The organism is Streptomyces sp. NPDC023723, assembly GCF_040639815.1.
GTDB lineage: Bacteria > Actinomycetota > Actinomycetes > Streptomycetales > Streptomycetaceae > Streptomyces.
This window is the reverse complement of sequence record NZ_JBFAAP010000043.1, coordinates 31694-43559: the sequence shown is the minus strand read 5'-3', so window position 1 is coordinate 43559 and position 11866 is coordinate 31694. Positions and strand designations below refer to the sequence as shown.

The following is an 11866-nucleotide window of genomic DNA, read 5'->3' as shown; positions in this document are numbered from 1 at the left end:
CCCCGGTGGCCTCCCCGCTCGTCTGGCTCGACCGCTCCGGCGACCAACTCCTGTTCTACGTCCGCTCGCTGCTCTGGATACCGCGCACCCTGCACCGCTACCTCAGAGAAGTGCAGCGGCTGCTCGCCGAGGTCGCCTTCGGCACCGGCGGCCTCGGGGTGATCGGCGGCACCATCGGCGTGATGATCGCGATGACCCTGTTCACCGGCACCGTCGTCGGACTCCAGGGCTACGCCGCCCTGGACCAGATCGGCACCGCCGCCTTCACCGGGTTCGTCTCCGCGTACTTCAACACCCGCGAGATCGCCCCGCTGGTCGCCGGACTCGCCCTCTCCGCGACCGTCGGCGCCGGCTTCACCGCGCAGCTCGGCGCGATGCGCATCAACGAGGAGGTCGACGCCCTCGAAGGGATGGGGGTGCGCTCGCTGCCCTACCTCGTCACCACCCGCATCATCGCCGGCGTGGTCGCCATCGTCCCGCTCTACGCGATCGGCCTGCTCTCCTCCTACCTGGCCTCCCGCTATGTCACGGTCCTCTTCAACGGCCAGTCCCGGGGCACCTACGACCACTACTTCAACCTGTTCCTGTCGCCCACCGACGTGCTGCTGTCCGTCCTGAAGGTGCTCATCTTCAGCGTGATGGTGATCGTCGCCCACTGCTACTACGGCTACCGGGCCGCCGGCGGCCCGGCCGGGGTCGGGGTGGCCGTCGGCCGGTCGGTGCGCAACGCCATCGTGCTGATCAGTGTCACCGACTTCTTCCTGTCGCTGGCCCTGTGGGGTGCCACCACGACCGTGAAGGTGGCGGGGTAGGGATGAGCGGTTCACGAGGCGCGACAGCGCGCCGCCGGCTGGCCGGGGTGGTCTTCCTGGTGGTGCCCGCCCTGCTGGTGTGGCTGGCCGTCGCCGTCTACGACAAGCAGTTCACCGACTCCGACCCGGTGACGGTGGAGACCGGCAGCGTCGGCAACGAGATGCACCTGGGCGCCGAGGTCAAGCTGCGCGGTGTCGTCGTCGGCGAGGTCCGCGCCATCGACGCCACCGCCGACGGCGCCCGGCTCACCCTGGCCCTGAAGCCCGGCGCCCGCGACGGCATCCCGGCCGACGTACGGGCGCAGATGCTGCCGACCACGCTGTTCGGCGAACGGTTCGTGGCCCTGGTACCGCCCGCCTCGCCCGCCGCCGAACCGCTGGCCGCCGGCGCCGTCATCCCGCAGGACCGCTCGGCCAGCGCGGTCGAACTCCAGCAGGTGCTCGACAACGTGCTGCCGATGCTCACCGCCGTCCAGCCGCAGAAACTCTCCGCCACCCTCTCCGCCGTCTCCCAGGCCCTCGCGGGACGCGGCGGCCAACTGGGCGACACCCTCACCCTCCTCGACGACCACCTGAAGAAATTCAACCCCCAACTGCCCACACTCAACCGGGACTTGAAAGAGCTCGTGAAGGTCAGCCAGGTCTACGCCGACGCCGCCCCCGACATCCTCACCGCCCTCGCCGACTTCACCACCACCAGCGGCACGCTGGCCGAAAAGGAGAGCGAGCTGGCCGGCACGCTGGGCGCCACCACCCGGACGGCCGAGGACCTGACCGCCTTCCTGCGGCAGAACGAGGACAACATCATCCGCCTCTCCGCCGCCTCCCGCCCCACCCTGGAACTGCTCGCCGAGTACTCCGCCGCCTTCCCCTGCACCCTGCGCACCCTCGCCGACTTCGTCCCGGCCATGGACCAGGCCCTCGGCAAGGGCACCGACCGGCCCGGCCTGCGGGTCGACGTCACCACCGTGCCCTCCCGCGGCGCCTACCGCCCCGGCACCGACACCCCCTCCTACGACGCCGGCGGCGGCCCCCGCTGCTACCCGGTGCCCTATCTCGGGGTGGCCGCGAAACCGGCCGTACAGGTGCCCGCGGCGGCCGGCGCGGACCTCGGGCCGGCCAACTCCCCGCAGGAGAACGACCTGGTGAACGAACTGCTCGCGCCGGCCGCCGGCCAGGACGCCGCCGACCTGCCGGAGTGGAGCAGCCTGCTGGCCGGCCCGGCGCTGCGCGGCACGGAGGTGACCCTGCGATGAGCTCCCGGCGCAGCACCCACGCCACCCGGCGCCGCCCGCTGACCGGCCCGGTGCTGAAGTCCCTCGCCTTCCTGCTGGTGACCGCGCTGGCCACCACGGTCCTCGGGGTGAGCGTCGCGGGCACCGGCGTCGGCGACGACGACCAGGTCTCCTACCGGGCGCTGTTCACCGACGTCACCGGACTCACCGACGGCGACAGTGTGCGCGTCTCCGGTGTCGAGGTCGGTGAGGTCACCGACGTCCGCGTGGTCGACCGGCGCACCGCCCAGGTCACCTTCACCGTCCGCGACGACCGCACCCTGCCCCGGTCGACCACCGCCGCCGTGAAGTACCTCAACATGGTCGGCCAGCGCTACATCGCCCTGGACCGGGGCAGCGGCGACCTCACCGGCACCCTCGACGGCGGCGACACCATCGGACTGGACCGCACCGCCCCCGCCCTCGACCTCACCCTGCTCTTCAACGGCTTCAAGCCGCTGTTCGAGGGGCTCTCCCCGAAGGACGTCAACGAACTGGCCGGCTCCATCGTGCAGGTGCTCCAGGGCGAGGGCGGCACCGTCGACAGCCTCATCACCCACATCGGCTCGCTCAGCTCGACGGTGGCCGCCAAGGACCAGGTGATCGGCGAGGTGGTGAAGAACCTCAACACCGTGCTGGCCACCCTCAACGACCGCGAGGCCGACTTCGACACCCTCGTCGACACCCTCCAGAAGCTGGTCACCGGCTTCAACGACGACCGGGAGCCGCTGGGCCGGGCCGTCGCCGCCATGGGCGACCTCACCACCGTGACCGCCGGACTCCTGGCGGACGGCCGGGCACCGCTCAAGCAGGACATCCAGGAACTGGGCCGGCTCTCCGGCAACCTCGGGGACGCCACCGGCCAGATCGAGGACTTCCTCGCCAACACCCCCGCCAAGCTGACCGCGCTCGGCCGGCTCTCCTCCTACGGCTCCTGGTTCAACCTCTACCTCTGCGAGGCCCGGGTGGACGGCGTCACCACCTCCACCGGCGCCGAACCGCCCACCGGCATCGCGGTCACCGAAGCGAGGTGCGGCGCATGACCCTGCTGCTGCGGCCCGACCAGCCCGCCGCCCCCGTCCCCGCACCGCCGCGCCGCTCCCGCCGGCCGCGGCTGAAGCCGGTCAAGGAACGCGACCCGGTCGCCGTGGCCCTGGCCGGCCTGGTACTGCTCGCCCTGCTCACCGTCCTCGCCTACAACGCCGACCGGCTCTCCCTGACCGGCGGCGGCACCACCTACACCGCCGACTTCACCGAGGCCGCCGGACTCGACGACGGCGACGAGGTGCGGGTGGCCGGCGTCAAGGTCGGCGAGATCACCGGCGTCGCCCTGGACGGCGACCGGGTCAAGGTCACGTTCGAGGTCGAGGACGCCTGGATCGGCGACCGCACCACCGCGGCCATCGCCATCAAGACCCTGCTCGGCGACAAGTACCTGGCCCTGGACCCGCTCGGCGCGGGAGAGCAGGACCCCGGCCACCGCATCCCGCGGACCCGGACCACCTCCCCGTACGACGTCACCCAGGCGTTCCAGGACCTCAGCGCCACCGTCGACGACATCGACACGCAGCGGCTCGCCGAGAGCTTCGAGACCATCGCCGAGACCTTCGAGGACTCACCGCCGCACGTCCGCCAGGCCGCCACCGGACTGTCCGACCTGTCCCGCTCCGTCTCCGGGCGCGACCGCGAACTGGCCGAACTCCTGGACAACAGCGCCAAGTTGACCCAGACCCTGAAGGACAAGAAGTCCAGCTTCGAGACCCTCATCGAGGACGCCGGACCGCTGCTCGGCGAACTCCAGGGCCGCCGGGACGCCATCACCGCCCTGCTCAAGGGCAGCCGCGACCTCGGCACCCAGCTGTCCGGCCTGGTGGCGGACAACGAGAAACAGCTCGGCCCCACCCTGAAGGCACTCGGCCGGGTCACCACCGTCCTGGAGCAGAACAGCGGCCGGCTGGACCGGACCCTCGCCCTGGTCGGCCCCTACTACCGGCTGCTCGGCAACACCATGGGCAGCGGCCGCTGGTTCGACAGCTACCTGTGCGGGGTCGTGCCGCGGGACTACCTGCCCGCCACGTCCCAGCCCGCGAAGTCCTGCATGCCGCCCGAGCAGTCCGGGACGGCCCAGGGGAGTGGTGAGTGATGACCAGGCGCCGAAAAATCCTCGCCGTGGCCCTCGCGCTGGTGGTGGTCGCCGCCGGCCTGGCCACCGCCCGCGCCCTCGACTCCGCCGGCACCCGCCTGACCGCCTACTTCGACCGCGCCGTCGGCGTCTACGCCGGCTCCGACCTGCGCATCCTCGGCGTCCGGGTCGGCGAGGTGGAGTCCGTCCGCCCGCAGGGCACCCGGGTCCGGGTCGAGCTGGCGCTCGACGACGGCGTACGGGTCGCGAAGTCGGCGCGCGCCCTGGTCGTCGCGCCCAGCGTGGTCGCCGACCGGTACGTCCAGCTCACCCCCGCCTACCGCTCCGGGCCGGCGCTCGCCGACGGCGCCGTACTGCCCGCCTCCCGCAACCGCACCCCGGTCGAGATCGACCAGCTCTACGCCTCGCTCACCGACCTCAGCAAGGCGCTGGGCCCCGACGGCGCCAACTCCGCCGGCGCCCTGTCCGACCTGCTGACGACCGGCGCCGCCAACCTCGACGGCAACGGCGCGGCCATCGGCGAGAGCATCGAGGAGTTCGGCAAGGCGGCCAAGACCCTGGACGGCTCCAGCGACGACCTGTTCGCCACCCTCAGCCGGCTCCAGACCTTCACCACCATGCTGAAGGACAAGGACACCGACGTCCGCACCGCACAGGAACGCCTGGACACGGTCGTCGGCCACTTCGCCGACAACAAGGACGACCTGGCCGGCGCGCTGGACGAACTCGGCACCGCCCTGGCCCGGGTGAAGACCTTCATCGCGGACAACCGGGGCGAGCTGAAGAAGAACGTCGACACCCTGGTGCCGCTCACCCGGACCCTGGTCGAACAGCGTGCCTCACTGGCCGAGGCGCTGGACGTCGCCCCGCTGGCCGCGGACAACCTGGTCGGCGCCTACGACCCCGACACCGGCCTGCTCGACGGCCGCGCCGACCTCAACGAGATCAGCATGGGCGGCCCGCTGCTGCCGCTGCCCGCCACCGGCGGCGCCGCGACCTCCGAAGCGGGGCAGCGGTGATGCGCCGGCCCGGCACGGTACGGCGCGGCGCGCTGACCACCGGGGCCGCCGCCGGCGCCGGCATTGGCGGCCTGCTCGCCCTCGGCCTGGGCTTCGCCCTCGCCCTCGGCGCGTTCTCGGTGACCGCCCCGCGCTTCGACGGCATCGAGGACCTGCCGCTGCCCGGCGGCGCCGACCTCGGCTCCCACCCCTACACCGTCACCGCCGAACTGGACGACGTACTCAGCCTGGTGCCGCAGGCCGCCGTCAAGGTCAACGACGTCGCGGTCGGCCGCGTCACCCGCATCCGCCTGGACGGCGACGACTGGACGGCCCGCGTCACCATGGAGATCAACGGCGACGTCGAGCTGCCCGCCGACGCCGGCGCCCGCCTGGAGCAGTCCAGCCTGCTCGGCGAGAAGTACGTCCAGCTCGTCGCGCCCGCCGACGCGGACGGCGCCGGGCGGCTCGGCGACGGCGATGTCATCCCGGTCGCCCGCACCGGCCGCGACACCGAGGTCGAGGAGGTGTTCGGCGCCCTGTCCATGCTGCTCAACGGCGGCGGCGTCGCCCAGCTCAGGACCATCACCCAGGAACTCAACAAGGCGCTCGGCGGCCGCGAGCCCGAGGTCCGCTCCATGCTCCGCCGGGTCGAGGAACTGGTGGCCGACCTCGACGGCCACCGCGCCGACATCACCGACGCCCTCGACGGCGTCAACCGGCTCGCCGCGACCCTGGCCGGCCGCGACGACGACATACGCACCGTGCTCAGCGACCTGTCACCGGGCCTTGAGACCCTGCACGAACAGCGCGGCGCCCTGCTGACCATGCTGCGCTCCCTGGACACGCTGTCCGGGGTCGCCGTCTCCACCATCGAAGCGAGCAAGGACGACATGGTCGCCGACCTCAAGGCCCTCGCGCCCACCCTGAAGGCCCTCGCCGACGCGGGCACCGACCTGCCCGACTCGCTCCAGGTGCTGCTCACCTACCCGTTCACCGACGAGGTGCTCAACGGCGTCAAGGGCGACTACCTCAACGTGTACCTGAACATGACCGCCGAACCCGGCACCCAGGTGATCCCGCCCCTGGTGCCGAGCGGCACCGCGTCCCCCAGACCCAGCGCCACGGCGCCGAGCGAGCCGGACAGCACGGCGAAGAAGAAGTCGGCGCCGCTGCCGCTGCCCTCGGCGCAGACACCGACCGGCGACCTCGGGGACGGGGGCGAACAGGGATGATCACCCTCGCCGTACGCCTGAAGAACCTCGCCTTCCTCCTCATCGCCGTCCTCGTCCTCGGCTTCCTCGGCATCCGCTACGCCGACCTCGGCCGCTGGGTCGGCGTCGCCGACTACTACACCGTGGACGTCGAACTCCCGCGCACCGGCGGCCTGTTCACCCACTCCGACGTCACCTACCGAGGGGTGTCGGTGGGCCGGGTCGGGGACCTCGAACTCACCGCCGACGGGGTGGTCGCCGAACTGCGCATCAAGAAGTCCGCGCCCGGCATCCCGGCCGACACCCGGGCCGTGGTCGCCGGGCTCTCCGCGGTCGGCGAGCAGTACATCGACCTGCGGCCCCAGAGCGACACGGGTCCCTACCTGGCGGACGGCGCCCGGATCGCGCTGCCCGACACCGAGGTGCCGGCGCCCGTCACCGACGTGCTCACCAGCGTCAATGACCTCGCCCGGTCGGTGCCGCTGGAGGATCTGCGCACGGTCGTCGACGAGTTCGGCAAGACCTTCGAGGGACACGGCGACGACCTCCAGGCGCTGCTGGACAGCGGCAGCGCATTCGTCGAGGCCGCCGACCGCAACCTGCCCGCCACCACCCGGCTGCTCACCGACGGCGAGACGGTGCTGCGCACCCAGGCGCAGGAGGCCGAAGCCATCCGGGGCTTCGCCGACGGCGCCACCGAACTCGCCGCCGCCCTCAAGGGCTCCGACGCCGACCTGCGCCGGCTGCTCACCGTCGCACCGGACGCCGCGAACCAGGTCAGCGGGCTGCTGCGGGACCTCGATCCCAGCCTGGGCGTGGTCCTCGCCAACCTGGTCACCACGTCCGAGGTGGCCCTGACCCGGCAGCGCGGCATCGAGGAACTCCTGGTGAAGTACCCGGCGGCCGTCTCGGCCGGCGCCACCGCCGTCGACGGAGGAAAGATGAACCTCGGCCTGGCCGTCACCTTCTTCCAACCGCTGCCCTGCACCGCCGGGTACGGCGGCACCCGCTACCGCACCGGCCTGGACCTCGGCACCGCGCCCGCCCTCAACACCGACGCCGCCTGTACGGCGCCGGCCTCCAGCGGGATCAACGTCCGCGGCTCGGCCAACGCGCCCGGCGGCGGCGCGGTGCCGGCCCCGGCCAGGCCCGGCTCACTGCCCTCGGGCAGCACGGGTGCCGCGCCGGCCGCGGCGCGCACCGCCGCGGCGTCGCTGCCGGGCGCGCTGGCCCTGCCCGCCGCGGGCGGCACCGGTGCGCAGGGCATGGCGGGACTGCTCGGCGCGAGCGCGGAGGCGGGCCGATGAACCGGGCCCGGACCCTCGCCGCCGCGGGACTGGCGCTGGCGCTGGCGTTCTGCGGCACCGGGGCGTGGACGTACGCGCAGGCCCGCGGCGACGACGCGCTCGCCTACGGCCAGGAACGCGACGCGGCCCTGGCCGACGGCCGCGAGACGCTCGCCGTCCTCAACACCCTCGACGCCTCGTCCCTGGAGCGGGCCCGGGCCGGCATCAAGGACTGGCGGGCCGCCTCGACCGGCCCGCTGCGGCAGGAACTGGGCGCCACCCGCCCCGCGAAGGGGGCCTCCGCCCGCGGCACCGTCACGGAGGCGGCGCTCACCGCCCTGGACACCCGCGCGGGCACCGCCAAGCTCGTCGCGACCGTCCGCGTCGAGGTCACACCGGCCGGCGCGAAGACGCCGACCACGGACCGCAAACGCCTGGAGGCCGTCCTGGCCCGCACGGCCGAGGACGAGTGGAAGGTCAAGGCACTGAGCGCGGTACCGCTGGCGCGGACGGCGGAGGAGGACACGACCCGATGACCGCCCAAGAGGCCGGCCCGGAAGCCGAGGCGCCCCTGCGCGAGGAGCCCACCGCCGAACACCCACCCACTCCAGCGGCAACGGAAGCGACAGCGGACGCGGAGACGGAAGCGACAGCGGAACCAGAGGCGGAGGGGGAGACGGAGACGGAAGCGGAGGCGGAAGCGGAGGCGGCGGGCGACCGCCGGCGACGGCGGTGGAAGCCGCTCTGGTGGCGCCTCGCTTCCTCCGTCACCGCCGCCGCACTCGTCCTGGCCGGCGGCGGCTTCCTCTATGCAGCGCACCAGTTGAGGTCCGCCCCGGCCGCCGAGAACCACGCGCTGACCGACGCCGGGGCCACCACCCGGGTCGCCGGCGACGTCGGCAACGCCCTGGCCCGTGTCTTCTCGTACACGCCGGACGGCCTGGCCGCCACCGAGCGTTCCGCGCGTTCCGTCCTCGCCGGCCGCGCGGCCCGCCAGTACACGGAGCTGATCGACCGGGTGCGCGCGGACCTCAAGAAGCAGCGCGTCACCCTGAGCACCCAGGCCGTGCGCACCGGGGTGATCGAACTCGACGGGGACAGCGCGCGGTTGCTGGTCTTCCTCGACCAGATCTCCGACCGCGGCGAGGACGGCGGCACCGCCGCCGCGGCCCAGCTCACGGTCACCGCGCGCTGGGAGCGGGACCAGTGGTGGATCGTCGACATCAGAACCCGCTGAGCGGGCGCGGAAGAGGGGAACACCCATGAAACGCCGGACCAGAGCGGCGGCGGCCGGGCTCCGGACCCTGCCGGTCACCGCCCTCGCGCTCGTCCTCGTCCTGCTCGCGGGCGGCTTCGCCGCGTGGGCGGGCCGGGACTGGTACGACGCGGCGCACGACGGCACCGTGGCCTACGCCGAGCAGCGCGACGACGCCCTCGCCGCCGGGGAACAGGCCGTCCAGAACCTCAACACCCTCGACCACCGCAGCCTCGACCGCGGCCTCGACCTCTGGGAGTCCTCGACCACCGGCGACCTGCACGACCAACTGGTCGCGGGACGCGACGAGTTCGCCACGCAGGTGAAGACCGCCAAGACCGTCACCACGGCCAAGGTGCTGTCCGGCGCCGTCACCGAACTCGACGACCGGGCCGGCCGGGCCCGGGTGCTGGTCGCGCTGCGGGTGACGGTGCGGGCGCCCGGCGACGAGAGCACCGACAAGGACAGCCGCATGCTCGGCGAACTGACCCGCACCGGCGGCCACTGGAAGCTCAGCGCCCTGGGGCAGGCCCCGGTCGGCGGCACGTCGGCCGGCTGACCGGCCGCAGGAGAGGACGACAGACCATGCCGACCACCACCCGCCACAGCCTCAACACCCTCCGCCGCCGCCAGGCACGCCAGTCCCTGAGAACGCGGGACGCCCCGGACACCCCTCAGGGGCGCGGGGAACCGCGCGACCAGCCACAACCCACCCGCACCCGGACCACGCGTACCACTACGGCGTCACCCCGCCCCCGAAGGCATCTCGCCGCCCTCTGCCTCCTCACCCTCCTCCTCGGCGGCTTCGCCGGCTGGGCGCACGCCCGTGCCGAGAGCCTCCGGGACACCCCCGCCGCCCGCAACACCGCGCTCCTGGACACCGCCCGCACCAGCGAGATCAAGGGCGCCACCGGCAAGGCCGTCGCCGCGCTCTTCTCGTACGACCACGCCGACCCGGCCGCCTTCGACAAGGCCGCGAAGGAGTGGCTGACCGGCCGCGCCGTCACCCAGCACCGCGACCTGTTCGCCGCCGTCCGCACCCAGGCCGACCAGCAGAAGGCGGTGATCACCACCACCGTCACCGACAGCGCCGTCGAGGGCATCGACGGCGACCGGGCCCGGGTCCTGGTCTACGCCGACCAGAGCAGCGTCAGCACCGCCGGTGACAAGAAGGCCGACGACGACGGCACGTACGCGGGCGCGATGCTCGCCGTCGACGTCCAGCGGCGCGACGGCCGCTGGCTCGTCTCGGGCATCGACACCTTCGGCCGCTGACCCCGCACGCACCTCACCACCAGGGAGTGACAGCCCATGCCCCGACACCGCGCCCGACGGGTGCCCGCCCGGACCCGACAGGGGCTGCTGGCCACCGCCGTCGCCGTGACCGCGGTCGCGGCGCTCACCGGCTCCCAGGCCCCCGGACCCGCCGCCCCGCAGGAGAACGGCCGCCCGGCCGCCGACGACCGCGCCGCCCCGGCCGCCGACCCGCCGTACGCCGAACTCGCCCCGCCCGACGACGACTCGTACCACACCGAACTCCCGCCGCTGGTCTCCCCGGACATCGCGCCCCGCGTCGCCCAGGCCGCCCGGATCCGCGCCGAGTCCGGCATCCCGGGCACCGTGCTGCGCGCCTACCGCGACGCGGAGCGGTCCGTCGCCCGCACCGACCCGGGCTGCCGGTTGCCCTGGCAACTGCTCGCCGCCATCGGCAAGGTGGAGTCCGGGCAGGCCCGCGGCGGCGCGGTCGACCGGGCCGGCACCACGCTGGGCCGCATCACCGGCCCGGCGCTCGACGGCCGGAACTTCGCGCTGATCCTGGACAGCGACAACGGCGTGCACGACGGCGACCCGGTGTACGACCGGGCGGTGGGCCCGATGCAGTTCCTGCCGTCGACCTGGGCCCGTTGGGGCGCGGACGGCAACGGCGACGGCCGCGGCGACCCGAACAACATCTTCGACGCGGCCCTGGCCGCCGGGCACTACCTGTGCGCCGGGGACCGGAACCTGGGTGTCGCGGCCGACCTGGACGCGGCCGTGCTCAGCTACAACAACTCGCGCGCCTACCTGGACCTGGTCCGCCACTGGCTGGACTTCTACCGCCGGGGCGTGCACACCGTGCCGGACGGCAGGGGCGTCGTCCCGGTCACCCCCGGCGCCGGCGGCGACACCCAGGCGACCGAGCCGGTCGGCGGCGGGCGGGGCGGTGCGGGCCGCGAGGACGGCGTCATCATCGGCGACGACCCCGCCACACCCACGCCCGCACCGACACCGACACCGACGCGGCCGGCGTCGCCCTCGCCGTCCCCCGAGCCGTCCGCGACGGAGCCCACGCCCTCGCCGACCCCGGACCCGTCGCCGTCCGACACCTCGGCCCCGCCGACACCGGACCCGTCGGTCACGCCGGACCCCACCGACTCGCCGACCCCGTCCCCCGACCCGACGTCCCCGCCGCAGTGCCCCACGGACTCGGCGAGTCCCACACCGGACCCCGGCGCCACACCCACCACCGCGGCGGACGAGCCGACCTGCCCGGCCTGAGGCGCTAGAGGACGGCGTCCAGCAGTCCCGGGAACCGGCCGTCCAGGTCGTCCCGGCGCAGGCTGAGCGAGCGGTGGCGGCCGTGCGGGACGTTGCGGATGAGGCCGGCCTCGCGGAGCGTCTTGAGGTGGTGGGAGAGGGTCGACTTCGGCAGCGGGCCGGAGGGGGGATGGCACTCCGCGACCTCCAGCGAGCCCTCGGTGGCCAGCCGGCGCACCAGGTCGAGCCGGATCGGATCGCTCAGGGCGAAGAGCACGCTGGTCAGCTCCAGCCCGGCGGCCTCGGGATGGGTGAACTCGCGGGTCGATCCAGTCATGGTTCGAGACTACTGGAACAAAGAGGGTTC

General features: G+C 73.7%; 13 protein-coding genes. 12 read left to right on the top strand and 1 reads right to left on the bottom strand.

From position 1 onward, the window contains the following. Window positions 1-5: 5 nt before the first annotated feature. The 12 genes from AB0G32_RS31130 to AB0G32_RS31075 are packed head-to-tail and all read left to right on the top strand — an operon-like array spanning window position 6 to window position 11520. Window positions 6-812, top strand: a complete 807-nt coding sequence (locus AB0G32_RS31130; RefSeq protein WP_361170785.1) for an ABC transporter permease — start codon at window positions 6-8, stop codon at window positions 810-812. A gap of 2 nt (window positions 813-814) precedes the next feature. After that, on the top strand, window positions 815-2068 hold the full coding sequence (locus tag AB0G32_RS31125; RefSeq protein ID WP_361170782.1) for an MCE family protein: 1254 nt from the start codon (window positions 815-817) through the stop codon (window positions 2066-2068). Then, the gene (locus AB0G32_RS31120) at window positions 2065-3129 is read left to right on the top strand and encodes an MCE family protein (protein ID WP_361170779.1); all 1065 of its coding nucleotides are present in this window, start codon (window positions 2065-2067) and stop codon (window positions 3127-3129) included. The genes AB0G32_RS31125 and AB0G32_RS31120 overlap by 4 nt, the downstream gene beginning before the upstream one ends. Next, window positions 3126-4229: an MCE family protein gene (locus AB0G32_RS31115; protein WP_361170776.1), complete on the top strand. Its 1104-nt coding sequence runs from the start codon at window positions 3126-3128 to the stop codon at window positions 4227-4229. The genes AB0G32_RS31120 and AB0G32_RS31115 overlap by 4 nt, the downstream gene beginning before the upstream one ends. After that, complete coding sequence (locus tag AB0G32_RS31110; protein WP_361170773.1) at window positions 4229-5248, top strand: MCE family protein; 1020 nt, start codon at window positions 4229-4231, stop codon at window positions 5246-5248. The genes AB0G32_RS31115 and AB0G32_RS31110 overlap by 1 nt, the downstream gene beginning before the upstream one ends. Beyond that, window positions 5248-6462: an MCE family protein gene (locus AB0G32_RS31105; protein WP_361170770.1), complete on the top strand. Its 1215-nt coding sequence runs from the start codon at window positions 5248-5250 to the stop codon at window positions 6460-6462. The genes AB0G32_RS31110 and AB0G32_RS31105 overlap by 1 nt, the downstream gene beginning before the upstream one ends. Continuing rightward, the gene (locus AB0G32_RS31100; protein ID WP_361170767.1) at window positions 6459-7748 is read left to right on the top strand and encodes an MlaD family protein; all 1290 of its coding nucleotides are present in this window, start codon (window positions 6459-6461) and stop codon (window positions 7746-7748) included. Before AB0G32_RS31105 ends, AB0G32_RS31100 begins: the two co-directional genes overlap by 4 nt. Next, complete coding sequence (locus tag AB0G32_RS31095) at window positions 7745-8263, top strand: hypothetical protein (RefSeq protein WP_361170764.1); 519 nt, start codon at window positions 7745-7747, stop codon at window positions 8261-8263. The genes AB0G32_RS31100 and AB0G32_RS31095 overlap by 4 nt, the downstream gene beginning before the upstream one ends. Next, window positions 8260-8964 carry a hypothetical protein gene (locus AB0G32_RS31090; RefSeq protein WP_361170761.1) on the top strand — a complete coding sequence of 235 codons (705 nt, stop codon included), beginning with the start codon at window positions 8260-8262 and terminating at the stop codon, window positions 8962-8964. Before AB0G32_RS31095 ends, AB0G32_RS31090 begins: the two co-directional genes overlap by 4 nt. 25 nt (window positions 8965-8989) lie before the next feature. After that, a complete protein-coding gene (locus AB0G32_RS31085) occupies window positions 8990-9541 on the top strand; it encodes a nuclear transport factor 2 family protein (protein WP_361170758.1) in 552 nt (183 codons plus the stop codon). A gap of 26 nt (window positions 9542-9567) precedes the next feature. Continuing rightward, a complete protein-coding gene (locus AB0G32_RS31080; protein WP_361170755.1) occupies window positions 9568-10257 on the top strand; it encodes a hypothetical protein in 690 nt (229 codons plus the stop codon). Window positions 10258-10293: 36 nt separating this feature from the next. Beyond that, window positions 10294-11520, top strand: a complete 1227-nt coding sequence (locus tag AB0G32_RS31075; protein WP_361170752.1) for a lytic murein transglycosylase — start codon at window positions 10294-10296, stop codon at window positions 11518-11520. 4 nt (window positions 11521-11524) lie between these two features. On the opposite strand, the gene AB0G32_RS31070 is transcribed toward AB0G32_RS31075, so the two are convergent. Continuing rightward, window positions 11525-11836 (bottom strand): helix-turn-helix domain-containing protein, encoded by a 312-nt coding sequence (locus tag AB0G32_RS31070; protein ID WP_361170749.1) that lies wholly within the window; start codon window positions 11834-11836, stop codon window positions 11525-11527. Between the last annotated feature and the right edge of the window lie 30 nt (window positions 11837-11866).